General features: G+C 37.3%; 27 protein-coding genes. 12 read left to right on the top strand and 15 right to left on the bottom strand.

Going from position 1 to position 25,555, the window contains the following annotated elements:
• The 5 genes from KK060_RS14240 to KK060_RS14260 all read left to right on the top strand — a co-directional run.
• A partial coding sequence (locus KK060_RS14240) for a carbamoyltransferase C-terminal domain-containing protein (RefSeq protein ID WP_302180086.1) occupies nt 1-535 on the top strand: 535 nt, incomplete at its 5' end.
• 33 nt (nt 536-568) lie between these two features.
• On the top strand, nt 569-718 hold the full coding sequence (locus KK060_RS14245) for a DUF5989 family protein (protein WP_254154425.1): 150 nt from the start codon (nt 569-571) through the stop codon (nt 716-718).
• A 16-nt stretch (nt 719-734) separates the two neighbouring features.
• A complete protein-coding gene (locus KK060_RS14250; RefSeq protein WP_254154426.1) occupies nt 735-1,097 on the top strand; it encodes an SxtJ family membrane protein in 363 nt (120 codons plus the stop codon).
• Complete coding sequence (locus KK060_RS14255) at nt 1,030-1,974, top strand: decaprenyl-phosphate phosphoribosyltransferase (protein WP_254154427.1); 945 nt, start codon at nt 1,030-1,032, stop codon at nt 1,972-1,974. Before KK060_RS14250 ends, KK060_RS14255 begins: the two co-directional genes overlap by 68 nt.
• 25 nt (nt 1,975-1,999) lie before the next feature.
• Nucleotides 2,000-2,653, top strand: a complete 654-nt coding sequence (locus KK060_RS14260; RefSeq protein ID WP_254154428.1) for an HAD-IB family hydrolase — start codon at nt 2,000-2,002, stop codon at nt 2,651-2,653.
• Between the two features lie 152 nt (nt 2,654-2,805).
• Here the strand turns inward: KK060_RS14260 and KK060_RS14265 are convergent, their stop codons facing one another.
• Nucleotides 2,806-4,053, bottom strand: a complete 1,248-nt coding sequence (locus KK060_RS14265; protein ID WP_254154429.1) for a hypothetical protein — start codon at nt 4,051-4,053, stop codon at nt 2,806-2,808.
• The gene (locus KK060_RS14270; RefSeq protein ID WP_254154430.1) at nt 4,047-5,033 is read right to left on the bottom strand and encodes a PorP/SprF family type IX secretion system membrane protein; all 987 of its coding nucleotides are present in this window, start codon (nt 5,031-5,033) and stop codon (nt 4,047-4,049) included. Before KK060_RS14270 ends, KK060_RS14265 begins: the two co-directional genes overlap by 7 nt.
• Nucleotides 5,034-5,305: 272 nt before the next feature.
• Here KK060_RS14270 and KK060_RS14275 point away from each other — a divergent pair, with 272 nt between their 5' ends.
• Nucleotides 5,306-6,487, top strand: coding sequence for a glycosyltransferase family 2 protein (locus KK060_RS14275; RefSeq protein WP_254154431.1), 1,182 nt, complete (start codon nt 5,306-5,308; stop codon nt 6,485-6,487).
• A gap of 70 nt (nt 6,488-6,557) precedes the next feature.
• Entirely contained in the window at nt 6,558-7,265 is a 708-nt protein-coding gene (locus KK060_RS14280) for a YebC/PmpR family DNA-binding transcriptional regulator (RefSeq protein WP_254154432.1), read from the top strand.
• Nucleotides 7,266-7,296: 31 nt separating this feature from the next.
• On the opposite strand, the gene KK060_RS14285 is transcribed toward KK060_RS14280, so the two are convergent.
• Nucleotides 7,297-8,490 carry an acyltransferase family protein gene (locus KK060_RS14285; protein WP_254154433.1) on the bottom strand — a complete coding sequence of 398 codons (1,194 nt, stop codon included), beginning with the start codon at nt 8,488-8,490 and terminating at the stop codon, nt 7,297-7,299.
• 72 nt (nt 8,491-8,562) lie between these two features.
• The gene (locus KK060_RS14290; protein ID WP_254154434.1) at nt 8,563-10,410 is read right to left on the bottom strand and encodes an LTA synthase family protein; all 1,848 of its coding nucleotides are present in this window, start codon (nt 10,408-10,410) and stop codon (nt 8,563-8,565) included.
• A 213-nt stretch (nt 10,411-10,623) separates the two neighbouring features.
• Between KK060_RS14290 and KK060_RS14295 the strand changes: the two genes are divergently transcribed.
• The 5 genes from KK060_RS14295 (at nt 10,624) to KK060_RS14315 (ending at nt 14,163) form a co-directional block, all read left to right on the top strand.
• A complete protein-coding gene (locus KK060_RS14295) occupies nt 10,624-11,517 on the top strand; it encodes an outer membrane beta-barrel protein (RefSeq protein ID WP_254154435.1) in 894 nt (297 codons plus the stop codon).
• Nucleotides 11,518-11,721: 204 nt separating this feature from the next.
• Nucleotides 11,722-12,045, top strand: a complete 324-nt coding sequence (locus KK060_RS14300) for a hypothetical protein (RefSeq protein WP_254154436.1) — start codon at nt 11,722-11,724, stop codon at nt 12,043-12,045.
• 210 nt (nt 12,046-12,255) lie between these two features.
• On the top strand, nt 12,256-12,630 hold the full coding sequence (locus tag KK060_RS14305; protein ID WP_254154437.1) for a hypothetical protein: 375 nt from the start codon (nt 12,256-12,258) through the stop codon (nt 12,628-12,630).
• A gap of 79 nt (nt 12,631-12,709) precedes the next feature.
• Entirely contained in the window at nt 12,710-13,453 is a 744-nt protein-coding gene (budA, locus tag KK060_RS14310) for an acetolactate decarboxylase (protein ID WP_254154438.1), read from the top strand.
• A 107-nt stretch (nt 13,454-13,560) separates the two neighbouring features.
• On the top strand, nt 13,561-14,163 hold the full coding sequence (locus tag KK060_RS14315) for a TetR/AcrR family transcriptional regulator (protein ID WP_254154439.1): 603 nt from the start codon (nt 13,561-13,563) through the stop codon (nt 14,161-14,163).
• A gap of 55 nt (nt 14,164-14,218) precedes the next feature.
• On the opposite strand, the gene KK060_RS14320 is transcribed toward KK060_RS14315, so the two are convergent.
• From KK060_RS14320 to spt, 11 genes are all read right to left on the bottom strand, one after another.
• A complete protein-coding gene (locus KK060_RS14320; protein ID WP_254154440.1) occupies nt 14,219-15,175 on the bottom strand; it encodes a phosphatase PAP2 family protein in 957 nt (318 codons plus the stop codon).
• Nucleotides 15,165-15,782 (bottom strand): sterol desaturase family protein, encoded by a 618-nt coding sequence (locus KK060_RS14325; RefSeq protein WP_254154441.1) that lies wholly within the window; start codon nt 15,780-15,782, stop codon nt 15,165-15,167. The genes KK060_RS14320 and KK060_RS14325 overlap by 11 nt, the downstream gene beginning before the upstream one ends.
• Before the next feature lie 11 nt (nt 15,783-15,793).
• Nucleotides 15,794-16,237, bottom strand: a complete 444-nt coding sequence (locus KK060_RS14330) for a DUF4833 domain-containing protein (protein WP_254154442.1) — start codon at nt 16,235-16,237, stop codon at nt 15,794-15,796.
• A gap of 107 nt (nt 16,238-16,344) precedes the next feature.
• Nucleotides 16,345-17,097 (bottom strand): CDP-alcohol phosphatidyltransferase family protein, encoded by a 753-nt coding sequence (locus tag KK060_RS14335; RefSeq protein ID WP_254154443.1) that lies wholly within the window; start codon nt 17,095-17,097, stop codon nt 16,345-16,347.
• A gap of 4 nt (nt 17,098-17,101) precedes the next feature.
• Nucleotides 17,102-19,648, bottom strand: coding sequence for a DUF5686 and carboxypeptidase-like regulatory domain-containing protein (locus KK060_RS14340; protein ID WP_254154444.1), 2,547 nt, complete (start codon nt 19,646-19,648; stop codon nt 17,102-17,104).
• 10 nt (nt 19,649-19,658) lie between these two features.
• On the bottom strand, nt 19,659-20,027 hold the full coding sequence (locus KK060_RS14345; RefSeq protein ID WP_254154445.1) for a GtrA family protein: 369 nt from the start codon (nt 20,025-20,027) through the stop codon (nt 19,659-19,661).
• A 1-nt stretch (nt 20,028) separates the two neighbouring features.
• The gene (locus KK060_RS14350; protein ID WP_254154446.1) at nt 20,029-20,469 is read right to left on the bottom strand and encodes a phosphatidylglycerophosphatase A family protein; all 441 of its coding nucleotides are present in this window, start codon (nt 20,467-20,469) and stop codon (nt 20,029-20,031) included.
• Nucleotides 20,470-20,473: 4 nt separating this feature from the next.
• The gene (locus KK060_RS14355; protein ID WP_254154447.1) at nt 20,474-21,799 is read right to left on the bottom strand and encodes an inositol-3-phosphate synthase; all 1,326 of its coding nucleotides are present in this window, start codon (nt 21,797-21,799) and stop codon (nt 20,474-20,476) included.
• 36 nt (nt 21,800-21,835) lie between these two features.
• Nucleotides 21,836-22,825, bottom strand: coding sequence for an NAD-dependent epimerase/dehydratase family protein (locus KK060_RS14360; RefSeq protein WP_254154448.1), 990 nt, complete (start codon nt 22,823-22,825; stop codon nt 21,836-21,838).
• Nucleotides 22,822-23,943: a hypothetical protein gene (locus tag KK060_RS14365; protein ID WP_254154449.1), complete on the bottom strand. Its 1,122-nt coding sequence runs from the start codon at nt 23,941-23,943 to the stop codon at nt 22,822-22,824. The genes KK060_RS14360 and KK060_RS14365 overlap by 4 nt, the downstream gene beginning before the upstream one ends.
• Nucleotides 23,940-25,148, bottom strand: coding sequence for a serine palmitoyltransferase (spt, locus tag KK060_RS14370; RefSeq protein ID WP_254154450.1), 1,209 nt, complete (start codon nt 25,146-25,148; stop codon nt 23,940-23,942). Before spt ends, KK060_RS14365 begins: the two co-directional genes overlap by 4 nt.
• Between the last annotated feature and the right edge of the window lie 407 nt (nt 25,149-25,555).

A 25,555-nucleotide genomic window follows, 5' to 3' on the forward strand; every position in this document is an offset into this window, starting at 1 on the left:
TCCTAGAAATGAAGAGATGCAGAAGAAGCTCAATGTAAAAATAAAATTCAGAGAGTCGTTCAGGCCCTTTGCGCCGTCAGTTCTTGCTGAAGAATGTAAAAACTATTTTCAGCATGATTCAGTGTCTCCCTATATGCTACTGGTACAACCTGTGGTAGAAAACCGCAGGAGCGAATTACCTCCGGGTTATCATACCTTCCCTATTAAAGAGAAACTCTACCATGTGAGGTCTGATATGCCCGCTATTACACATATCGATTTTTCTGCCCGTATACAAACTGTACATAAGGAGACTAATCCGAGGTACTACGAGCTCATAGAAGAATTTAAAAAACTAACTGGTTACGGCGTAATAGTTAATACCAGCTTTAATGTGCGTGGTGAACCAATTATATGTACTCCGGAAGATGCCTATCGTTGTTTTATGAGAACAGAAATGGATTACCTCGTAGTTGGAAATTATGTGTTCGCCAAAAAAGAGCAGCCCTACTGGCATGAAAAAGATAATTGGAAAGAAGAATTTACGCTGGATTAATCAAGTATTTAAGTAATAAAATTAAGTGTGCTTATGGATTTCATGAAAGATCTTTATTTGTTTATGATGGAAAGAAAAAAATGGTGGTTAACACCTGTTATTCTTGTCCTCATCTTTATTGGTGTTCTTATTGTTATCGGTGGTGGCTCAGCTGTAGCGCCTTTCATTTATACTTTGTTTTAAGTAAAACTTGATTACCGTGCAGGAGCAGGATAGATACAAGACTATACTGGTTATTGTTACTGGATTGCTAGTGCTATCACAGATATTCGATGTAGGAGCATTTAATATTGCTGCTCTTGTTGTTGGTCTTCTGGCAATTTTAATTACACCGGCAGCAAAATTTATTGAATGGTTGTGGTTTAGAATAGCAATAGGCCTGGGTTGGGTTAACTCCCGCATTCTCCTCAGCATTATCTTCTTTTTCTTTCTGATGCCCATGGCATGGTTTTCAAGAAGATTTTCAAAAGACTCACTAAACTTAAAGAGAAAAAATGCCGCTTCACTATTCAACACCCGCAACCACAAGTATAGAAAAGAAGACCTCGAGAATATCTGGTAAAGCATCTATCGCTGCTGTTATCAAATTAATAAGAGTAAAACAATGGGTAAAAAACCTGTTTGTCTTCATTCCAAGCTTCTTTGCAGGCAGTTTATTCGATTTCGGTCAACTACAACAACTTGCAATAGGCGCTTTAGCTTTTAGCTTCGTTGCTTCGAGTATTTACATTGTAAACGATTATCAGGATAGACATCTTGACCGGCTTCATCCAAAAAAGAGATTCCGCCCGATTGCTTCAGGCGAAATTAATGGGGTAGCAGCGTGGATTCTTGTCATCATTTTTTCACTTTCCGGGCTTGCAATTGCAGGAGCGCTAAGCATGTCCTTCTTCTACCTTTTAATAATTTATTTTGCTTTGAACCTAGGTTATTCCTTTGGTTTAAAGAATATTCCTATTGTTGACTTGTTCATTGTTTCGGCCGGTTTCTTACTTCGCGTTTACGGCGGCGGTATCCTTTCTGGCATACATGTCACACATTGGCTTTCATTAATGATCCTGCTGCTTTCTCTTTTCATTATCATTGCAAAGAGAAGAGATGATATGATTATCACTAAAAAAACTGGTGAAGTAGTTCGTAAGTCATCACAGGCTTATAACCTTCAGTTTGTCAATTCATGTTTGTCAATTATATCTGCTGTAACAGTTGTAGCGTATATTATGTATACAGTGTCACCGGAAGTTACAGAACGTTTTCAAAGTGATTACCTGTTCATTACTACAATCTTCGTAATAGCAGGCATTATGCGCTATCTACAAATAACATTTGTTGAAAAGAAAAGCGGATCACCAACTACGATCTTGTTTAAAGACAAATTTATCCTCTTTACCATTATCAGTTGGATCGTAAGCTTTTACATCATTATATACACTACATAAAAAGCTAATCCATACTTAATCTTATATGACATCATCATCTGCTGCAGCGGAGTTGAACGTTGCTTTTAATGATGTAAACATTGCATCCAAAAAGCTTGTACTCTTTGACTTCGACGGCACAATTACTACCCATGATACGTTAGCAGAGTTCATGATATACTATCATGGAAAGCTAAAGTATTTGAGTGGTTTAGCTTTGTTATCACCTGTGTTGGCAATGTACGTCACTAAGACGATTCCCAATTGGAAAGCGAAAGAGTATTTCCTGAAGTGGTATCTTAAAGGGGAAGACATCATTAGATTCAATGAGAAGTGCATGGAGTTCACCATGAAGAAAATTGACTCTTTAATTCGTCCGCAAGCGCTTGAAGCTATTAAGAGGTATAAATCAGAAGGTGCTACCGTAGCTGTGGTGTCTGCTTCAGCGGAAAATTGGGTAAAGCCCTGGTGTGACAAACACGGCCTCATATGCCTCGGGACAAAACTGGAAGTAAAGAACAACAAGATCACCGGAAACTTAACAGGCAAGAATTGCTATGGTGCTGAGAAAGTTTGCAGAATAAAAGAAAGATTCACCCTTACTGAATATAATGAAGTAATAGCCTATGGCGATACGTCAGGAGATAAGGAAATGCTTGCATTAGCACATAAGCAATTCTATAAACCATTCCGAGATTGAAGGTAATACTTACTACTTATAACAAATATTAATCGTAAAAAGGCTAAACATTTAAAATGCTTAGCCTTTTTCATTACTGATTACCACCGCTATAACTGAACATCATGATCAAAGCATATCCACGAATAGCAGTAGATTGATAGCGGGACTGGTTAATTCTGAAACTCTGATCTGTATAGCATTACCTCAATAACGCCGTCAGTCGAAGAACGTATAACATCTTTTTTAATAACATCCTTAATCCGATTTCCTTCTATTCCTGCTTGTCTTAATTCACCATATATTTCACGAATACGCGCTTGCGTTAACTCCGGATCATCTTCTTCCGTTACCACTAGATGAATTCCAATATCCCTCTGATCGTAAATCTTGTTACCCATGTAGTATAGAAGCTCTCTTTGGGCAGATGTAAGCGTTTTAGCATTGTTTTTAAAAATCACTTTACGCATCACATTCTTACCCACCATTCTAGACCACTCTTCATCAGTAAGATAACGCTGGCCACTTGCAAGCAGAGGATTTCTTGATGATACACTAACCTTGTATATATCGGCAAGCTCCTGGTCTCTGTTACTTGTGAAGTAGGCCACTGTATCGTTATAGATAGAAAAGTATGCATCAAACTTCTTTGAGTTCACCACGCTACCAAGGTTTATAGGAGCAGACCAGGTCTCCCACGAATTGTATAGACGCTCGCAGTAAAATATATCAGCATCACCAACTCCTCCATGTCCGTTACTTGAAAAATACAATCTCTTTTTATCCGCGGAAAGAAATGGTGATATCTCAAACCCGCTCGTGTTAATAGTGGGGCCCATGTTTCTTGGCCTACTCCAAACTCCAGATGAATTCTTTACGCTTATATAGATGTCCTCTTCTCCCCTTGTATCTGAACCTCTCATTGAGATAAAGATCGCATCGTAATCTGGAGAGACATACATTCCCACAAAGTCCTGGTTATCTATTCCAGGAAGAGGAATAAATTCAGGTTCAGACCAACTGTTGTTATTTAATAACTTTGAAAAGTAAATACCATCAACTTTAGCGGTACGAGATGTGTTCAGCGTATAAATGGTTTTTCCGTTTGCATGTATTCCTATTGCAATGTTATTGTCTCTGCTATTGAGTGCAATTTTATTAGTAGGATTTTTCCATTGAGAACCAATTCTATCACTCACCCAAATATCAGTACCAGCATAACGACCACCCAAGTTTCCATCATAAAAAGAACGGACAAAATAAAGCTTAGATTGGTCGGGTGACAGTAAAGGCATGCTTTCCTCGGCTTTGCTGTTAACTGTACCACCAATTTTTTTAAGATTGTAAAATTCAAAAGCCTGGCCACTTACTTGCTTGAAACAAGTAATAAGCAATAGCAAAATAAACACTCTACTTACCATGTATATTGGTTATATTTTCTAACATTGTTAAACCTTACGCCCAGTACAAGTTCATGACTTCCCCCGCCAAACTGCTGGAAATCACTAAGAGAAAGCTCATAAGAATATGATGCTGATAGCTTTTCATTTAAATTAAAACCTACCATACCAATTCCATTCTTCGTGCTTCTATAAGAAAGCCCTGCCCATACTTTATTTTGTATATAAGCCTTTACATTAAAATCATAAGACATTGAATTGTCAATCTGCAAAAGCCCCAAAATACTTGGCTTAATACTTAAATCCGGATTAACATTAAAGGCGTATCCTAGTTGGATTGTAGCTTTATAAAACGCTTCCTCCATTGCAAGCTCCGATGCTTGAATAGGTTTGTAAACAATTGGCAAATAAGAAAACCCGAAGTAGAATTCAGGAGTGTAAAACAAAACGCCAGCGCGTAGATTCAAATCTGTTTGGGAGGTAGAACTGTTTAGCAAGTGATTATAAAAAGGATCGTTATCATCCCCTACGTCTACTGATGCAATATCAAGCTTTCTGTTTTCAATAAAAGCACCTGCACCCGCTGATACCCGCCACTGTCGAACAATAGGATAATTAACAGAAAAAGAAGCACCCGCTCCTAATGACTTAATCACTCCTACGGATGATTGAAATACATTTAAAGAAAAGCCTTGTATCATCCTTCTCTTTCTTGGTATTCTTACCATTGCCGGATTACTGAGGCGTAGTGAATTGTATCCGAGTTCAAGTGGTTGCTTGAGTCTTGTGTTATAAGCGAGGTTAACAAATTTTGGAGCCTGGCTTCCAAAACCTGTCCACTGATATCGATAGCTTAATTTTAAGTCGTTAAAATTCTCAATTCCGCTAAATGCGGGATTTAACACAGAAGAAAATTGAAACACCTGTGAATTGTTTGGCAAGTACTGCCCGAACAAATGAACATTAACAAATAGTAAAGCTGCGAGTAAAAAGCTTTTCATTTTAATAAAGTAAACCTTCTTCAATAGTCTCTAAGATTATTTTTCGGAGAGGAAATCTAAATCCTAATTATAAAACTCAAATTTTTAATTGTTTTGCAATTAAAAGATGATGCAATGCTGCCGCTAAAAATTTCATTCCATGCGGCAGGTGGCATAAAATTGTTTGAAGTACCGGCAAAAGAATACAGAAAGAAGAGAGGGGTTAAGCTTGCACGCGTTTTAAAACTATATTATAAACTAAACTGGCAATTCACAGTACTTTAATTAATCTCATGACTGAATTAGCATTCTCAATTTTCTGGCTAGGTGTATTGATAATTTTCTACACATACCTAGGCTATGGATTTATAATATCACTTATAGCAAAGTTTGTAAAAAGAAAACATTATGAAGTGCTAAGTGATAAAGACCTTCCTGAAATTACTGTGTTAATCGCTGCTTATAATGAACAAGATTATATAGTCGACAAGATCGAAAATACGCTATCACTTGATTACCCTTCAGAAAAGCTTTCCGTTGTTTTTGTAACCGATGGATCTTCAGACTCAACGCCTGAAATAATAAGACAATATCCTAACGTTACGCTTTATCATGAGCCACAGCGGAAGGGAAAAATCCACGCAGTAAATCGCGTAATGCGCTTTATTACAACACCAATCGTTATTTTCTCGGATGCCAATACTTTTCTGAATAAAGAAGCATTAAAAAATATTGTAAGACATTATCAGGATGAAAAGGTTGGTGGTGTTGCCGGAGAAAAAAGAATATTTAAGAAAACAGAAGACAACGCCTCAGGAGCAGGAGAAGGTTTATATTGGAAATATGAATCTTTTCTTAAACGTAAAGACTCTGAAGTATATTCTGTTGTAGGAGCTGCTGGCGAGCTGTTTTCTGTGAGAACAGCACTTTACGAAGAGCCAGGGGAGAATATTATTATTGAAGACTTTTATATGTCTTTGTCTATCTGCTCAAAAGGTTACCGCTTTATTTATGAGCCCAATGCCTACGCCACAGAAACCGCCTCAGCCTCAGTTAAAGAAGAATGGAAGAGAAAAGTGAGAATATGTGCCGGAGCCTTTCAGGCAATGGTTAAACTTGGCTATTTATTAAACCCATTTAAATATGGTATGCTTTCATTTCAATACATATCTCACAGGGTATTGCGATGGACCCTTGCGCCGTTAGCACTGCCGTTCATCTTCATCAGCAACCTTTGGCTCGCAATGCAATACAATCCATTTTATATAACTGCATCCCTTGGACAAATAGCTTTTTACGCCCTTGCCTTTATCGGTTATTTTGTAAGCAATAAAAAAGTGTCTATTAAAGGATTCTTTGTTCCTTATTATTTCTGCGTTATGAATTTCTCTGTTTACGCTGGTTTTGTACGCTTTTTAAAGGGAAAACAGTCTGTAGTCTGGGAAAAGTCCCGACGCGCAGCCGTAAGTGCGTAATAGAAATGATCCGCCATTATTTGGTCATTTCCATAAGTCCTATAATTTTGCCAAGCTTAAAGCAAGGATTATGGGACGTATTTTTGAAAAAAGGAAACATAAAATGTTTGCGCGCTTTGACCGTATGGCCAAAGCCTTTACTCGTATAGGAAAGGACATTGCCATTGCGGTAAAACAAGGTGGTCCTCTTCCCGAGAATAATCCAAAGCTTAGATTGGCTATTCAAAATGCCAAAGGGGCTAATATGCCGAAAGACCGTGTTGAGGCAGCCATTAAAAGAGCATCATCCAAAGAAGAAAAAGATTACCAGGAGGTTACATACGAAGGATATGGGCCCCATGGTGTGCCCATTATTGTTGAGTGTGCCACTGATAATCCTACAAGAACCGTAGCGAATGTACGACTACATTTTTCCAAGAACGGTGGTAGCATGGGGAACTCGGGCTCGGTTGCCTTTCTTTTCGAGCGAAGAGGTGTTTTCAAATTTGATTCTTCAAAACTCGATTTGGATGAGTTGGAACTGGATCTCATAGATGCCGGAGCGGAAGATATTGAGCGAAATGAAGAAGAAATTGTAGTCTATACAAAATTCACTGAATTCGGCCACATGCAGAAGTTTTTGGAATCTAAAAACCTTGATGCAAAAAGCTCGGAGATTCAATATATCCCTACTACAACAAAAGAGTTAAGTGAAGAACAACAGGACGAAGTTCTTAAGTTAGTAGAAACATTAGAGGGCGACGATGATGTTCAGCAAGTTTACCATAACCTTGCCTGATTTCCCTTAACTTATAAACTAACATCTGGGTTTACACCGATTGTCCGTTTGTAGAAACTACCGGTCTGCTACTCTCAAAAGTAGTGGTGTCTGCCTTTTCACCACTCTTAACAATCATAAATCTTTCCTTCAACTCTAAAAACTTCTTCTCAAAGAGTTCATAAGAAAGATATGCTACAGCAATCGTAACTATCACGGAAAAGCTATAAAGAAGGACATTAAAGAGAATATGATTAGACTGTCCCAGTTTAAATAAACGTAGTACGTACATACAAAAGGCAATACATAAGGTATGATACATGTAGATGCCATAGGATATATTACCCAAAACACTAAAGGCCTTATTTTCCAATGACAAACTGATAGCAGGATTAGTTGAGATATTTAGAATAAGAATGATAAATACTAATGCCTCATAATAATTAATTAGCCAACTTTCCGTAGGAATAATAAACAGGATAATAAATAGACCTGTGCTAAAAACTAAAGTAATGGGGTGATAGATTAAGTTTAGAATTATCTTTTTCTTCTTAAAAAGGATATAGGCACCTAATGCACCAATTGCCATTTGTTCTACCTGAAGCAGAACCCATAAACGGAAAAATTTGTGATAGTAGGCATTACTTTCTGGCGTAATTAGGCTCTGCAGGAGTACCGTTAAGCCTAGCTTCAGCATGATAAACGCAATGAGAAAAACCACCATGTGGTTAATAAACCACCGCACAAATAGAGGCCAAACCAAATAGAATTGCTCCTCTACACCTATTGACCATAGCTGATTGCCTCCAACTATCGAAGGTGCAAAAGTTCGAACTACATTAGGAAGAACGAATAGTAAAAGAACTGTGATAAGCGTAAAATTAGTTTCTACAACAGAAGGGCCAAACATCGAATGACTAGAAATCAACGGAACGACAAAGAGACATAATGCCACAATCAGGTAGTACAAAGGCCAGATTCTTAAAATACGTCTGATATAGAAATTTCTAATGTTAATCTCGTCTGTCTTCGCTTTTTCTGCTAGTAAAAGATAGGTAATTAAAAAACCGCTTAAGACAAAAAAGAATGAAACTGCTTTATGACCTATTGCATCTATGGTAGTATTTCCCCAAATATTGGGAAGGTTAGCCCAGTTTTTATACTGCTCGACGTGATGGATAATTACCGCGGTTGCCGCAAAAAAACGAAGTGCATTTAGATTTTTAAAATATACCCTTTTCTCCATGAGGACGTAAACAAGTTAAAGCAAACTTTCAAACAGACGCTTAAAAGAGGATAAAAATCGGGCCAGCTGCTATCATTTGGTAACAGTTAATTTGTCTTCGATCATCCTGTTATTGTATTGTTGTATAAAAGCCTTCATTTTTACTTCCATACGTTGAACTACATCAGGATATTGTTTGAGAAGGTTATTTGTTATCATTTTGTCCTGCTTAAAATTATACAGCCCCAGGGATTGCTTCCCGTCGAAAATCAATAAGAAATCCCTTTCAAATAATTGATAAATATTGTCTTTGTAATTGAAAGCAAAAGGTTCTACCTCCTCGTTAAAAACGTTACGACCATATGCAAAATAAGGCTTATCGTAATGAAGATGACCTAGAACAGAAGGCATAATATCGATTTGTTGGATAATCTCTTGCTTCCTGCCCGATAAAGACTGATCGGGAGTAAAGAAAATGACAGGTACAGAAAAGAACCCCCAGGCAGTCCGGTGGTCGTCAAAAATTGCGTTGCTGGACGTATGGTCTGCTGTGATTACAAATAGTGTATTTTGATACCATGGCATCTTCGATGCTTTTGCAAAGAATTGTTTTAATGAATAATCAGTATATTCAATACACTTTGATATGGGAACACGGCCTTCCTTAAATTTATCTTTATAAACATCGGGTATTTTAAAAGGATGATGGGATGACACGGAAAAAAATGAAGACATGAATGGCTGTGGAAATTCGTTCAGTTTAGAAGCGTAAAAATCAAGAAACTTATCATCCCAGATTCCCCATAACCCATCAAAGTCGTCATCGTTATCGTACTCTGTCATTCCGTAGTAAGAATCCACGCCAGCCAGATTCATAAAAGCTTTAAAGCCCATGGAACCATTTGGTGCTCCATGAAAAAAGGAAGTGTGATATCCTTTAGTTTTTAGTAAAGAAGCTAAGCTGTTGATCTTGTTGCCGGAGTAAGGTGACAAAAAATATGGAACACCAAGAGAAGGAATACTACTTATAACTGAGGGAAGCCCGTCTATTGATTTTCTTCCATTAGCAAATGAATATTCATAGGTAAGACTATGTTCTATTAACGAGTCAAGAAAAGGTGTGTAGCCTTTGTAGGTACCGTTGTCCTTCTCTTTGTTGAAAGTGCCAAAAAACTCTTTTGAGAAACTCTCAAGAATAAGAACAACTACATTCTTCTTTTCAAATGCTAATGAATCTTTAGGGTAATGTACTGGAGAATATATCTTTTCGACTTCCTCTGATGAAAAGAAGTTGACAGGTTGAACTTTAGTTCTTCCTATAGTACGAATAATTGTAAAAGGTGTATTTAATACAATGCTTATATCCCTAGGATCACTGACATACTCTCCTGCATTACTTAATGTAATGGGTCGGGTACTATGTCTAAAACCACCCCTTATTCCTCCTACGGTAAGAAATGCTATGACTGCTAATAATAACACACTAGAGATATAGAAGACAATTGAATTTTTAGTTTGAGGTCCCCATATTCTGACGCGGTTATATAACACAACCATAACTACTATCAGCAATAACCAAAATAGAAGCGCGTACCAATAATCAACAAGAAACTGAAAGAAGAGACCTTCTAAATTTTGCTCGTTTTCAAACTGTTTAACAACATCAGCCGTTGTGCGTCTCAACGTAAATTTGTAATAAATAAAGTCTGATACATTTAATGCAAGGGCAAAACCATTGGTAATAAAAAATGTGTATTTCAAAAATTCCTGGTATCCATAATTGAATCTAAATTTAAACGGCAGCACCATCAATACAATGAAAAGCATGTTCACGTAAAGTACAGATACTAAGTCAAAACGTAATCCGGCAAGCATCAGTTTTACAAGAGTCAACATGCTCATATCCGGAAAGAAACTTGTATTGTACAGGTAAAATCCCATGCGACACAAGCTAAAAAGGAGCATAGCCAGAAGCAACCGAAGAAATAAAGCCCAGTAAATATTACCACCAAGCTTCCAATCAAAAGTAAATTTCACAAGGCGAAATAATAAAATTAATATAACATAAGCATGTTGAAATTCATGCAATTTCGCACGTTGTAACAATACTATAATGAATCCGGTTTAATTTGTTATTTTGCTTTAAATATTTTGATGTTTAAGGGTCTATTGATACGTACGCTACTCCTTGCTATTACTTTTCATTTGCTGCATAATGCTTGCGCCCAGACTAAGATTGCTTCCTTTGGTATCTATTCAGGTATTACATCTACCTATACATGGGATGAGGGCATTAACGCGGACCCGAGGTATAATACCCGCTATGATATAAAAACATCGCCTATAGGTTTAACCTACAGCCTGGATTTTAGGAAATACGGATTCATGTTAAGTACAGGCCTATTAAATACGGGACAAAACTTTAATGTTTTTAGCTCTTCTGGAAGCCAGGCAGGACTAAGAAAAATAAACCTTTTATATGCTCACCTTCCAATTGTTTTTAAATTTCATCTCATTGATCTTTCTGCTTTAACAACGAGCTTCATAATAGGAATAAGTCCAGCTTATTTAGTAAAAGGAAAAGAAACTATTACCCATAGAGAAACCAGTCTTTATTTTCCTCCTATAGTATATAGTATTTTACCTCCCGACTACATAGTTCAAAGTAACGGTGTATTAGCGCCTCAGCAAAACAACTATATAATTGCTGAAAAATCAGATTTTAACTCACTGCAATTTTTCGGATTGTTAGGGTTACATTCTGATTGGTATTTTTCTTCTAAATGGAAACTCTCCATAGACGTTACTGCTAATTATGGTGCACTAGATAATAGGTCCAGCAGTTATCGTAACGTAGCAAAAACTTATAATGCCATTTACAACTTGCCAGGAACAAGACGAGATATCGTTGGAACTCTCGCAGTAGGAATTGCGAGACATATAGAACTTGAAGCAAGTGACAAAGCGCGGCCAAATCCAACTAAGAAAAACAATAAAAAACCTTCTCAGAGGAAATATAGGACCTCTAAACAAAAGAGACCTGATTGAAGTTACTCATTTTTTATTGAACATTTTTACAAAACTGCTGCAATCGATTGGACCTGTTTAGCAGGCATACAACAGATATGAACCTACCTCATTATCGTTAGAAAGTTATACATTTCGACTAGCAAATTGCCGCAACTATTAATGATTTTGTAGCTTTAATGTACAGGAAGATCTATCTTCGCTCCTGATAAAATTTAAGATCGTATGCTCTTTGATGCTGTAAAAAAACAAATTAAAGATACCAGAGAAGAAATTCTGGGAGAACTTAATTTGAGCCTTCAGAAAAGAACTGCAATCGGAATCTTTATCAAAGACTCAGGCGATCTTATTACTACTGCTGTCGTAGATATTGAAGAATCCCCAACAGGTGATCATGTTATTACCCTTATGAAGCAGGATCTTCATGGCTATCCTGTTGAGCAAAATCCGCTGCACCTAAGCAACATTGAACGTGTGATTCGTTTTAATATTCCTTTCGACGACCCTCAGTACGTCATCGAACGTAGAAAAGAAAAATTCAAGGCTTAATCATCAGGACAAGATCGTAGCAAGATAAGCATGCCTACCAAGCAGTAGCTTATACGCCTATTCATGCAGCTTTTTTATTTCGTTCAGTTCTCATAAGTATATCCGGTTTAAGCTTCGATGATATTTTAAAAACCCAGCAACAACAGAAGCCAACTCGCGGGCATAGTTATTTAAAACATCAAATAAAATGTTCAACCAAAAGCGACAATTATGAAAAAACTAATGTTTGCATTTTGTTTAATGTTTGGTACTGCTGTTGCAGTTCAGGCACAAGAGACATCTACTCAAGATCAGCCTAGTTCACAATACAAGAGCCAGGATGATAGTAAAAGAGACATGAAGAAAGGCGACAAGTACGACGAAAAAGAAGCAATATCAACCACCGAACTCCCTTCTTCTGTTTTGGAGCAACTTGGGAGCCAGGATTATAGCGGATGGACAGTGAACAACGCTTATCGTAAAGAAAAAGATGGTCAAACTTTTTATGCAGTTGAACTTTCACAAGGCGGCGAAACTAAAATGGTGAAGTTCGACTCGGAAGGAAAGAAGATTAAAGAAAAAAAGAAAAAAGATAAGGATTCATAACGGCTTTAAATTATGGAGAGGTTGCTGGAGCAGCCTCTTTTTTTTTAAATAAGCATATTTCTTATGCGAAACAGGAAAGATGATTAGAAGAGCATTTATACTTTTAATTCTTGCAGCGTTAATTACTGCTTTTATTCAAAGTCAAAACAATGACATTATATATTACGCATCTTTGAACCATGCGATTCATGAGGGGCAATTTGACGGGGTGATTACTGTTAACAAGCTTAAAACTTTGGGAGATTTTGGGTTGGGAAGTGAAGAAAAACTCGCCGGGGAATTAATAATTCTTAACAACGAGTTCTACAGTATTCCTTCTGATAGTAACGCCAGAAAGATGAAAAGCAATGATAAACTTACTTTTGCTTCAGTTAAAAAATTTAAACCTGATACTACCTTAAAGATTACTAATATCACTGATATCAAGAGTCTTCATGCTTTGCTTAGCAGGATTATTCACACAAATTCCTTTTCCGCCATTCAAATTCATGCAAAGTTTAAAACAGTTGATTTCAGAAGCTTTGTTAAGCAAGAAAAACCGTATAAACCTGTAGATGAAGTTCAGGAAATCAAATTTAAACGCGCAGACATAGAAGGAACGGTAGTAGGCTTCTACACACCTAAATCGGCAGAAGTATTAAACAGTCCGAATTACCATTTTCATTTCATTGATAAAGACAAAAAAACAGGTGGCCACATACTTGATTGCAGTATAGTTGAGGGCCGAATAGAAGTTGATGTTGCACAAGAGCTACATATAATCTTACCGCAGCAGGAAAACGTTGAACATATTAATCTTAACAAACCATTGCAGCCGAAATAAATCTTTTGTGTGTAAATAACACAATAGGTAAGATTAATCCATGAATAGGGCATAATTTCCTTTCCTAATGCTTAGTTTTACAAACTTAAGCTTTGCTATTTCATGAAATGAATGCTACGTGTAAAACCAAAGACAAAGTAATAAGAGAAGAAATTATAAGTGCAGCCAGAAGCCAATTTCAGCAGTTTGGTTTGTTTAAAACCACAATGGAAGACATTGCGAAGGCTGTAGGCAAGGGAAAGAGTTCTCTTTATTATTATTTCAAAAGTAAAGAGGAAATCTTTAAAGCTATGATCAGGGAGGAAATGGAGGAAGTCTTTGATTTGGTTAAATACGCAGTACAAAGGGCTAATACAGCTGAAGAAAAGTTACGCGCCTTTAGCAGTACTAAAATACAGGCACTCCATCAAAAAGCATCGCTTTATGGGATTGTTTTCGGAGAGATATCAGACAACCCTTTGCTCGTTAAGTCTCTTAAAAAGGATTATGAGAATAAAGAGCTTTCGCTATTAAAAGACATCTTATCTTTTGGCATCAACAATAAAGAATTCAAAAATGTTACCAATGATGAATTAGAACACCTTAGTTATATCATGTTAAGTTCTATTCGTGGTATTGAAAAAGGAGTATTGGAAGAATGTCCGATAAAGAGAATTAGTGACAGGCTCGATTTTGCACAAAAATTACTATGTCATGGTATAAAGCTATAATCCGCTAGTTTTTTTATACCCGATTCTATTTCACCACTAATAGTTCTTCTTCAAGTTAAGAAATAGACTTTGCGTAATAACTAATAAAGTTTCTGAACTCACCATTCCTTTTAACGAGCGTTAAAAAACTCAAAATTCCTACTAGCGCTATCACCACTCCTGCTAACACATCCAATATGTAATGATGGCTTGTGTATACAGCGGCAAACCAAATCCCAATTGAAACAGTAATAAAAATTATATTCACCCAGCCTAACTTGTTTTTAATTCCGTAAAAGGTAACAATAAGGGGATATGAAGAATGTAGTGAAGGCATTGCTGCAAAAACATTAGAACTTTTGGCATACAAAGCCTGGAATATTTGAACATCAAAAAAGGCATCAAATCTAATTAGCCCAGCTGTGTTTCCAGGTGTATGAGCGTAAAAGTCAACGCCATGTAGTTGAATATACCAAGGTGGCGCTGCAGGATATAAATAATAAACAATAAAACCTAAAATGTTTACAAACAGGAAAGTCAATGAGAACTTTATAAACTCACTCCGGTTTTTAAAATAAAGGAAGGCCGCAAATGCAAGGGGTACAGGTACCCAGCAAAGATAAAATAAGCCACACATGATATCGACCCATGTAGAATTGTTCGCAAGAAAATATTCATTTGGAGTCACTAGCTTCCCCTCATACATAATGCCAAACCAACGGAGCTCCATATCATATAAACTCTTAATGTGTACATCATTAAAAGCATAATTGGGGAACGCCTTCATGTAATCGAAGATGATCCAGTAGACAATAAAAATTGAAAATCCGATGATGAACTTTCTGGTTCCGGTAGAAGCAAGATATAAAGCACTAAAAATCGTAACTAAAAAAAGCTGATCGGTTTTAAAACCGATCAGTAAAAATGATAATAGAAGGTACCCCCCTGAAATAAGAGCTGCTACGACAAATTCACGCCAAGTTGTTCTTGATCCTGCTAAAGAAGTTGCAGGATAATTCAAATTATTTTTCAAAGTCAGATTTAAAAATAGTATCCCAAAGTGAAGAACTAACCCCATATCCTTTGGTAGGGTCCGTGTAGTGGTGAAGCATGTGATGTTGTTTCAGCTTTCTCCAGAAAGCATTCTTCATGTTTATATGATGAAGCGCATAGTGTGAAATATCATAGAACAGATAGCCTGCCATAAAAGCTGCAAAAAATGCAGGAACCACAGTTGCGGGTAATACTGCATTGAAGAGCAAGTAAAAACCCGTTGCTAAAGGAATACTTACCGAAGGAGGCATGACAAGTCGTAGCCGATCATTGGGATAGTCGTGATGAACACCATGAAAAATAAAATGTAATCTCCTGCCCCATTTGGATTGGGGCTCGAAATGAAATACAAACCGATGTAGCACATATTCCGTAAACGTCCAGAATAACAGGCCGCCTGCCAGACTTAACAGCAATTCCACTATACTGTTTTCCTGTACAGCAATAGCTCTGTAAATAAAGTAAGCGATAACAGGAACGTAAATAAAAATAGGAACGGAAAAGTGTACTTTAGATAAACTCTCTAGTAAACCGCTTTTAAACATACGTGTCGATTCCTGACTATTCGATACAAAATTCTTCTTCATATACTGCAGATTTACGGTTTAAATAATTGAATAACTTCCTTACCAGTAACAGGATCAACTCCTTTTACTTCAGCACATACTACATTTGGTAACCAAAAACTTCCTCCCTCAATTTGTAAGAAAACTCGTTTCACCTCTACTGCTTTTCCATCCAATGCCACCTGTATATGATAACGATTGTCACGAGCAGATTTCTCTATATAAAAAGGCAACTTCTTATATGACACAAAACGCAATTCATACTTGTTATCGCTTATTTTCTTTGTCTTAAGACCATAAGCGTAATGTCTTTGTATATACGACAATTCTTCTTTCTGCCCCTTCTCTCCATATCGAATCCAATAAACATGTACAGGCTCATCCGAATCAATCTTACCATTTTCTATATTCAAATCATACATAATGGTATTATGATTGGGAGTTCGCTGCATATAAAACAGCGTCTGTTCGTCCACCGGGGGTATAGGAAATGTATTTTGATCCTTACATACACAGGGCTGCGAACTTCCTGCTGTAGGGTTTGAAAAGATCAGAAGCAAAATTGAGAACAAAAAATACATTACTACTTACCGTATTTAATTTCCATAGAACGCTTAACGTCACGGATTCTTTGAATTGCTGTCATGTTGGTTAAAAATGCCATGACCGTTAGCGGAACAGTAAAGACTGATATTGTTTCAAAAACCTGAAAAGGAATGCCAGGGATATAAATTTTAAAATCTCCACCGATATAATAAGACGTTATACCGCAAGCAATAGCCGATACTGCTACTGTAACAACACGTTCAGGCCGCTGCATCAATCCGTCTTTACATTCTACTCCCAGGCCTTCTGCCCGTGCACGGATATAACTAACCATCATAGATCCAATAAGCGCTATAAAAGCAAATAAAGAGCTAAGGAAGTAATGATGACCAATAAGGTAATAACATATACCTAAAAACATAATCAGCTCGCTATAACGGTCAAGTACCGAATCATATAAAGCACCGAACTTTGAACTCATATTTCCAAGACGAGCGACCTGTCCGTCCAGCATATCGAATAACCCTGCGAATAAGATGAGAGCACCAGCCCAGCCGACATAAGATAAGTCACCGCGGTTACCCTCTTCAGCACCGGCTACAAAAATGGCTGCTACTCCAATATTCAGAAGCAATCCAGTGGTTGTAACAGCGTTGGGAGTAAAGCCAATGCGTATTAGTAATTTTACAAAGGGATCAATCACCTTGTAAATTAGAAGTTGTAAGACAACTCGCAATTCTTTTTTCTTAGGTGGTGTGTGATTCAAGGTATCGTTAACTACGGTACTCATTTTTTTAGAAATCAAATTTAAATCTTCCGCGTATTCCCCACTCCGAAACTTCAGGGTGATCGAGATAAGAAAGACGCTTAACAACATCGAAACGTAAGAGCTTAAAGATATTGGCGATACCAACACTTGCTTCCATATAAGGCTGTTTACTTAACGAAAAGGTTGTTACACGGCCGGCATCATCCACTGGAAAAGCAAATACCTCTCTATTCTTTTGAGGATCATTCTCAGATCTTATACTTCCATACAGTATTTTGAAAGTTGCCACTTCCCGCCATTTCAACTTCTTTAGCAATGGAATTTTATTAAAAATAAAGCCATTAAAGTAATGATCTAAATTTGCACTTATGTACTGATCGCTTACAAACTCCAGGAAGTTCATTAAGTTGTATGACTGTAATTGATAGGAGTAAGTTTGATTCGCTCGATGAATGGATAGAAGTGGAAACGGAACGGTTCCAAAAATGTGTCCACCTTCAACCACCACGTCGGTATACCCGAATTGAGAAAGATAAAATCGTTTAAATACATTTAACGCGACACTTTGGTAATTATACTGGCTATCAAAAAGTCCTTTAATACCTCCATTAAAACGGGCTGTAAAAATCGGATGCCTGTTTGGTATCGGTACACGATATGCTTTGCCCTGGTAGAATTGTTCCCCAGGTGCCCATCGCAACTCTAAAGCTACTTCAGCGGTATTAACGCGAGGCACAGGTTGTAACGAATCTTCTCCCTGAAGGAGAAATTCTAATCCACCGGCAGGTGCCTGTTTCCAATATTTCAAACCTACTCTATAGGAGAAATGATTTTCAAACTCCTGCAGATAATCTACATTCCAAATGTCGTTGTATAACCACTTGTCATTAACACCGCGTTTAAATGAAAGTAAAAAGTTATCCTCCTGTACGAATTGTAGTTCCTGCCCGGGAATCTTCGTATCCCGTTGGAAGCTTACTTTTAATGTCCTTATCGGAAACTCACGAATTGATCTTCCTGTAAAGGAATAATTGGCACTGACGAAATACTTCCATTTTTCATCCTTGAACCCATATGCGCCATAGGTCTCAAAATATAATCGTTCATTAAACTTTGGTGTTGTTCTTCCTCCTGCGCGCAAACGGAAACCTTCAACAGGGTTAAAACTGTAAAATGTGTTAACGGGGCCCAGCTCCCACCATCCAAAGCTTTTATACCCCGCAAGCAGTAGGGTAGCAATATCCATCGTCCTCCTAAAGGATGGCATTTTTTGAAGGCTATCAATATTTTGATATACCTTAGATTCAGCAATACTTAAAGTGTCATGTCTGTTGGCACTCCAGTATTCCTCAGATCGATTTTTAAGATCATCTTTTGAAAATTTTTCTTCCTGCTTATAAAACTCCTCCGACCTAGGATAGTTAATCACGAAGTTTTTATAGGACACTACCCGTTCTCCATATAAACCTCCCCCACTTTTGGAAAGTCCGAAGTCGGCTCTCATCCTGCTCTTTATAACATGATACTTCCCGTCAGGTGATCTTTCAAAATTTTGCTCAACATTGAGTTCACGCACCCAGTTCAGATTTATGCTTTTATTCACCGCCATGTTAACCCGTTGTACAGCATAATTACCATCGAGGGTCACATACAATCTTCCCTGAAATAGGAAGTCCGCAGGGTTTCTGGGGGCAAACGATAGTTCTACAAGAACCGGATTTTCGTTTTTTAATGTATCTGTGATATAGAATTTGTAAAATGTAGGTGCTCCATCCGCTATTGGACTTAAAAATTGATTTGTAAGGATGGTAATGTTATTATCATAGATATCGATATCATTATATAGGTAATTAAGGTAGGTACTTAAACCTTCATTATCGACGTAGTCGTCAAAGCTTACCTTTTGATGAGCTTTAACAACCGACTTCTTGTTTTTTGGCGATCTTTGATAGTATTCGTCAGTCAGGTTTTCCTGCAAGTAAATTGGTAGTAAAGTTTTACCAGGAATGGAGGTCGTATCTACGTTCTCAAATAGCCACTTATATTTTCTAAAGAGTTTTCGCTGTTTAAATTTATCCTTAAGATTACTTAAAGACATTTGAAGTTTTTCGTATTGCTCATACTCCGCAAAATCATAATGTTCCATTCGATTCTGCTTTTTATGTTCAATCATCTCCCGTACGAGATCAACCGCAGGGTTATTTTTATTACGGTAACGCTCCCTACCTTTTCCTGCTACAACTTCTACTTCTTTGAGTACTGTTGCGTCTGAAAACAGCTTAACGTCAATTTTTTGTGTTTGTCCAACGATAATATTTCTTGTAATGGTTTTATAACCAAGAAAAGAAAATTGAATTTCTGTATATGCTGTGGATGAAGTATGTATTGAATAATTGCCATTAATATCAGTAACGTTACCAATCGTTGATCCTTTCAGGTATACGTTGACAAAAGGAAGAGGTTCTTTTGTTTCACTATCTATTACTGTTCCTGTTATTATGGTCGTTTGAGCTTTTACTGAAATTGCTATTAGCATAAAAGCAATTACCATAACTTTGTATAAGTACTTCATATGTAGGGTCTTATCTGAAGACAAATTTCCTTTGCAACATATAATTGTAGGTTATACCCACTACTACTGCTACAAGTACTTTTGCATATTTATAGTTCACATTAAAAATATCTTTTACGAGAATCAGTAAAAGAAAACTAATTACAACATAGCCGAACCATACCAGAGCGTATTTCCACGCCTGTTGTACAGATGACTTATCCGTAGCTTCAAAAACCCAAACTCTGCCAATTACGAAATTAGTTGTGGCGCCACTTATATTGCCAATTACACTTGCAACACCATACCATACTCCGAAAACTTCCACCAGCAAAATCATTACAAGCAAGTCTATAATTGATGCAATCAAAGAAGCTGCTTGTGATTTAAGAAATGTCATACTAAAACCAGTGTAATTGAACTGCTATCTGCAGCAGGATATTTGTATAGATTCCTGCCAAGATATCATCCGCCATAACACCCCATCCAGCCGGTAAGTTCTCTGCCTTTCTTATATAAAACGGTTTAAGAATGTCAAAGAATCTAAATAACACTAGGCCACTACAGGTAATAATTAGCGTAGCCGGAAGAAAAAGTAAGCTTATACACATACCAGCTATTTCGTCTACCACAACTTTGTTACTGTCTACTCCCCATATTCTCTCAACAGAAGTTGCAGACCAAATACCTATCAATACTATAACAATTGTAACTACTAATTGAATCGAAGAATTACCACCACCGATAGTATACCAGACACCAGCACTGAGAGCAGCTGCAATTGTACCACTGCCTCTTCCCATATATCCAATACCCAAACCGGTGGCGATAATCTTATCCATTGAATTATAAAGCCTCAACCAGATCCTGGTAATAATCAAGCCCAAGATGCGTGATCAAATCTTCACCCATCATATGGCGCAACGTATTTTGTAATTTGATCAATTGCTTAAAGATGTCGTGCTCTGGACGTAATCCTTCTGCCGTTTGTGGTGATTTAAAATAGAATGAAAGCCATTCTTGAATACCACTCATATTGGCGCGTTTTGCAAGGTCAAAGAACAAAGCAAGGTCTAATACAATTGGAGCTGCAAGAATTGAATCACGACACAGGAAGTTTATTTTAATCTGCATTGGATAACCTAACCAACCGAAAATATCAATGTTATCCCAGCTTTCTTTGTTATCGCCATGCGGAGGATAGTAATTAATTCTGATTTTATGATACAATTCACCATACAGTTCAGGGTTAGCATCAGGACGAAGAATATCTTCAAGAACACCAAGTTTTGATACTTCCTTTGTTCTAAAGTTATCCGGGTCATCCAAAACCCAACCGTCACGGTTTCCAAGAATATTGGTTGAGAACCATCCTCGGATACCTAGCGCACGTGCATGCAAACCAGGAGCAAGAATAGTCTTCATTAATGTCTGGCCCGTTTTAAAATCTTTTCCACCAATTGGAACACCCATTTCTTTAGAAAGAGAAACCAAGGCAGGAATATCACAAGTAAGGTTCGGAGCGCCATTGGCAAATGGTACACCTTTCTTAATCGCAGCATAAGCATAGATCATACTTGGTGAAATCATTGGATCATTGTCTCTCAAACCTGCCTCGAAACTGTAGATGTCTTTATGTACATCAGTTTCTTCGATATATTTTTCAGTAGATCCACACCATACCATTACCATGCGAGAACATCCATTTACTTTCTGGAAATTCTCAATGTCTTTCATTACAGCAAGTGCCAGGTCATACTTATTAGTTTCACTTTTGATATTTTTGCCATCAAGATTTTTGATATATGCCTTGTCGAAGACAGCCTTCATAGGCTTAATCTTTTCTAATTCACCCTTTATCGGTTGCAATAGTCCTAGTTCAAGAACCTTTGCATTAACAGCAGCTTCATAAACATTGTCCTCATATACATCCCAGCCCCCAAATACGATATCGTTCAGATCAGCGAGAGGTACGAAGTCTTTAATTTTAGGAAACCGGTTTTCAGTACGTTTACCTAAACGGATATTACCCGTTTGGGTTAACGAACCTACAGGATGTGCAAGCCCTTTTTTTACTGCTTCAACTCCGGCAATCATCGTGGTAGCTACTGCACCAAGACCCGGAATTAGAATACCCAGTTTTCCGTTAGCTAGTTCGATTTGTTCTTTCATATGTATATGATTAAAATTATAAACCCATTTTATTTATTACTTAAGCCATTTGTTTTCACTATACCATGTCAATGTTTCTGCCAATCCTTTTTCAAGATCATATACAGGATTAAAGCTTAAATCTTTCCGAAGAGATTCGATACTACAAGCCCAGTTTGATGCCGTTAGCTCTGCTAACTTGTTTCTATTCAACGCGGGTGTGGTTCCGCTTACATTGCCAACAAACTCTTGTATTAACGCGATTAACTGAACTACGCTCTTAGGAATATGAAACTTCAACGTTTTCTTTTTAAGAAAAGATTTGGCAAAGTCTGCTAATGCATACCGATCATAATATTTGCCATCCGAAACATTATAAGTTTTTCCTGTAACATTACTTTGTAAGGCATTTAAAGTAATATTAGCAAGGTCTGTTACATGTATAAAACTCAACTTCTGATCGATTCTACCAATATAGGCTTCAACACCTTGAGCGATTAGTTTCAAAACTATAAATATGTCACGCTCACGTGGTCCATATACTGCAGTAGGGCGTAGTACGATTAATGGTAATGAAATTATTTCAGCTAAATATTGTTCTGCCAACAGCTTACTTTTTCCATACTGTGTTACAGGCCGTGCTTCTCGTTGTTCGTTAATAAGCTCATTGTCATTCGAGGGCCCCATAGCAGCAAGGCTACTTATAAATACAAACTTCTTTAGTTGCAATCCTGAATTTACCACGGCTAAACCAAGCTTACGCGTAAGTTCAGCATTAGCGTAATCATATTCGTTTTGATTCTTCGCTTTGGTTACGCCTGCAGCGTGTATGATATAGTCGTATCGCTTCTCCTGCAAATCCCGTTCAATTGCCTTTTCATCAAAGAGGTTTGTGTAGTTGAAGTGAATAGGTAAACCTTTCAGGTGTTCTATTTTACTGGATGCACGAACCGAAGCAAAAACTTCCAGTCCGTTTTTTAATGCAGCCTGAATGAGATGATACCCCACAAAGCCACTTGCTCCAGTAATTAAAACTTTTTCCTTCATAGTGCCCTTTCAAAAATCCGATAACGCTTATATGGAAAGCCGTTAATATTTTGAATAGCTCTGTTCATTAATTCGTTATCCTCCAGTATCCATGAAGCTTCAGCATGCTTAAAGTTCTTCTTCCTATAAGCCTCAATGATGTTTCCGTAAAAACAAGCTTCTATACCAAGCTTACGATAACCCTCCATTACCCCAAGGGCGATAATTCGCAAACCATCGATTTTTTTAAGACCAAGCAGTAGTTTAAATATCCCAAACGGAAATAGTCTGCCACGCTTAACTTTAATCAATACCTGATTGATATCCGGTACTGCCAATGCAAAAGCAATTGCCTTACCATCTTTCTCAGCTACCATACAAAAATCAGTATCTAGTATAAGTTTTAAATCTTTAGCCAGATAGTCGAACTCCTCTTTCGTCATCGGAACAAACCCAAGGTTTTTATCCCACGCCGCGTTGTATACTTCTCTGATTCTTTCTACCTCTCGCTCGTAATTTTTCTTATCAACCGGGCGAATGGTTACTCCCTTACTTTGCAAGCGTCGAAGTAGAACCTCCTTTACTTTCACGCTCTTATCATTGTATCCGCTATCACCGAACTTGTACGCTATCAAGTCTACTTTTTTACTAAAGCCATTATTCTCAATGAGAGATTGATAATAGGGCTTGTTGTAAGTCATCATAGCAAATGGTGGCGTATCATATCCTTCAACCAGCAATCCACAAGTTTCGTTCGTTGAAAAATTAGTAGGACCAATTACCGCTAAAACACCCTGCGCCTTCAACCAATCTGAAGCATGCTTAAAAAGCATGTTGCTTGTTTCTTCATCATTAACACAATCGTAAAATCCAAAGAATCCCTCATTTGTGTTATTAAATTTATTGTAGTTGTTATTTAAGATCGCAGCAATCCTCCCTTCTACTTTTCCATTATTGTAAGCAAGAAAAAGTTGAACACGTGAGTGCTCATGAAAAGGATGTTTGCCTGGCGTTAGTAAATCCTCTTGTGCAATAAATAACTCGGGCACATAGCAAGGGTCATTTTTGTATAGATCGTGAGGAAAATCAATAAAAGACTTAATTTCTTTTTTGCTTGAGACAGCTACAATTTGCTTCATTTAATGGGCTCTTTTGCTTCCACTATACCAACTTGCTTGAATACTTTCGAAAGTTTGGTTACAGCTTCTTCTATTTGACTAAATGTATGAGTTGCCATTAATGAAAAACGTAACAGCGAAGAGTCTGAAGGAACTGCCGGAGATACTACCGGGTTCACAAAAACTCCTTCCTGTTGTAGCAAACTCGTAATAATGAAGGTCTTTTCATTATCGCGAACATATATCGGGATAATTGGACTTTCAGTGTGCCCTGTATCAAAACCTTCTTCTTTAAGAAGGTGCATAGCATATCTGGTATTACTCCATAATTGCTGCATGTGCTCAGGTTCTGTTTCCATAATTTCAAGGGCAGCAAGTGCACTGGCTGTTGATGCAGGCGTCATGCTGGCACTAAAAATCAATGATCGTGCGTGATGCTTAAGATAATCGATTGTTTCACTATCACTTGCAACAAAGCCCCCTAGAGAAGCCAGGGATTTGCTGAATGTTCCAGTGATAATATCCACCTGATTCACCAGGTTAAAATGAGAAGCAGTACCTGCTCCCATCGTTCCTATCACACCAAGACTATGGGCATCATCCACCATGATAGTAGCTCCAAATTTCTCGGCTATTGTAACTATTTCAGGAAGTTTAGCAATATCGCCCTCCATGCTAAAAATTCCGTCTACTGCAATGATCTTTACTGATTCTTCAGGCAGTGAGTTTAATCTCCGCTGAAGATCTGCCATATCATTATGTGCATATTTAATTATACGGGAAAAAGAAAGGCGAGTACCATCATAAATAGAAGCATGGTCATATTCATCCAGAATGAGATAATCATTCCTGGATGTTAAACTTGACATAACTCCCAGATTTACTTGAAACCCTGTGCTGAATATTAAAGCAGCCTCTTTACCGGTAAAGACAGCAATCTTATTCTCCAACTCAAGATGAAGATCCAAAGTACCATTAAGGAATCTGGAACCTGCACATCCTGAACCGTATTTTTTCAAAGCCTTTTGAGCTGATTCTTTTATGTAAGGGTGATTAGTTAATCCCAGATAGGAATTCGAACCAAACATTAAAACCTTTTTCCCATTAATAATCACCTCTGTGTCCTGTGCGGATTCTATGGGCCTGAAATAAGGATATATTCCCTTTTGTCTTGCCTCCTTGGCAGCAGAGAAACTTGCAATTCTAGCCTGTAAGGGTTTCTTCATATGTTTGTTATATCATATCTTTTACGTTCCATAAATACGCTATTTAGGGGCATATATGGAGGGTCTAATCGAAGATACTTATTGCTAGTCGGATAAACCCGTGTTTTTAGTCTATCATCCATCAAACGATTAGCCAGTGTTTTAGACCAATATCGTATTTTAGTCCAAAAGTAAAAGAAGTTTTAACGCTGGTTTAATAAATTCTTAAAAAAAATAAAAATTAAATTAGCGCTACAATAAGTGTAGGTTAAGATTTTACATTGAAAACGTTTTCTGAGGGGTTTATCACAAAATATCCTTTATAAACGCTCCTAAAGCAAGTTTAACCTCTTACTTTCTATGGTGGTTGGGAAGAAAGTTGTAGTAATTATACACATAAGAGTATAAAAATTACGGGGTTAGATAAT

Source organism: Chryseosolibacter indicum, assembly GCF_018598585.1.
Classification (GTDB): Bacteria; Bacteroidota; Bacteroidia; order Cytophagales; family Cyclobacteriaceae; genus Chryseosolibacter; species Chryseosolibacter indicus.

Excerpts from the sequence above, each read along its gene's own strand:
- KK060_RS14245 (WP_254154425.1), top strand. The coding sequence starts at position 569 with ATGGATTTCATGAAAGATCTTTATTTGTTTATGATGGAAAGAAAAAAA.
- KK060_RS14255 (WP_254154427.1), top strand. The coding sequence starts at position 1,030 with ATGCCGCTTCACTATTCAACACCCGCAACCACAAGTATAGAAAAGAAG.
- KK060_RS14260 (WP_254154428.1), top strand. The coding sequence starts at position 2,000 with ATGACATCATCATCTGCTGCAGCGGAGTTGAACGTTGCTTTTAATGAT.
- KK060_RS14265 (WP_254154429.1), bottom strand. The coding sequence starts at position 4,053 with ATGGTAAGTAGAGTGTTTATTTTGCTATTGCTTATTACTTGTTTCAAG.
- KK060_RS14270 (WP_254154430.1), bottom strand. The coding sequence starts at position 5,033 with ATGAAAAGCTTTTTACTCGCAGCTTTACTATTTGTTAATGTTCATTTG.
- KK060_RS14275 (WP_254154431.1), top strand. The coding sequence starts at position 5,306 with ATGACTGAATTAGCATTCTCAATTTTCTGGCTAGGTGTATTGATAATT.
- KK060_RS14280 (WP_254154432.1), top strand. The coding sequence starts at position 6,558 with ATGGGACGTATTTTTGAAAAAAGGAAACATAAAATGTTTGCGCGCTTT.
- KK060_RS14285 (WP_254154433.1), bottom strand. The coding sequence starts at position 8,490 with ATGGAGAAAAGGGTATATTTTAAAAATCTAAATGCACTTCGTTTTTTT.
- KK060_RS14290 (WP_254154434.1), bottom strand. The coding sequence starts at position 10,410 with ATGGGATTTTACCTGTACAATACAAGTTTCTTTCCGGATATGAGCATG.
- KK060_RS14295 (WP_254154435.1), top strand. The coding sequence starts at position 10,624 with ATGTTTAAGGGTCTATTGATACGTACGCTACTCCTTGCTATTACTTTT.
- KK060_RS14300 (WP_254154436.1), top strand. The coding sequence starts at position 11,722 with ATGCTCTTTGATGCTGTAAAAAAACAAATTAAAGATACCAGAGAAGAA.
- KK060_RS14305 (WP_254154437.1), top strand. The coding sequence starts at position 12,256 with ATGAAAAAACTAATGTTTGCATTTTGTTTAATGTTTGGTACTGCTGTT.
- budA (WP_254154438.1), top strand. The coding sequence starts at position 12,710 with ATGATTAGAAGAGCATTTATACTTTTAATTCTTGCAGCGTTAATTACT.
- KK060_RS14315 (WP_254154439.1), top strand. The coding sequence starts at position 13,561 with ATGAATGCTACGTGTAAAACCAAAGACAAAGTAATAAGAGAAGAAATT.
- KK060_RS14325 (WP_254154441.1), bottom strand. The coding sequence starts at position 15,782 with ATGAAGAAGAATTTTGTATCGAATAGTCAGGAATCGACACGTATGTTT.
- KK060_RS14335 (WP_254154443.1), bottom strand. The coding sequence starts at position 17,097 with ATGAGTACCGTAGTTAACGATACCTTGAATCACACACCACCTAAGAAA.
- KK060_RS14340 (WP_254154444.1), bottom strand. The coding sequence starts at position 19,648 with ATGAAGTACTTATACAAAGTTATGGTAATTGCTTTTATGCTAATAGCA.
- KK060_RS14345 (WP_254154445.1), bottom strand. The coding sequence starts at position 20,027 with ATGACATTTCTTAAATCACAAGCAGCTTCTTTGATTGCATCAATTATA.
- KK060_RS14350 (WP_254154446.1), bottom strand. The coding sequence starts at position 20,469 with ATGGATAAGATTATCGCCACCGGTTTGGGTATTGGATATATGGGAAGA.
- KK060_RS14355 (WP_254154447.1), bottom strand. The coding sequence starts at position 21,799 with ATGAAAGAACAAATCGAACTAGCTAACGGAAAACTGGGTATTCTAATT.
- KK060_RS14360 (WP_254154448.1), bottom strand. The coding sequence starts at position 22,825 with ATGAAGGAAAAAGTTTTAATTACTGGAGCAAGTGGCTTTGTGGGGTAT.
- KK060_RS14365 (WP_254154449.1), bottom strand. The coding sequence starts at position 23,943 with ATGAAGCAAATTGTAGCTGTCTCAAGCAAAAAAGAAATTAAGTCTTTT.
- spt (WP_254154450.1), bottom strand. The coding sequence starts at position 25,148 with ATGAAGAAACCCTTACAGGCTAGAATTGCAAGTTTCTCTGCTGCCAAG.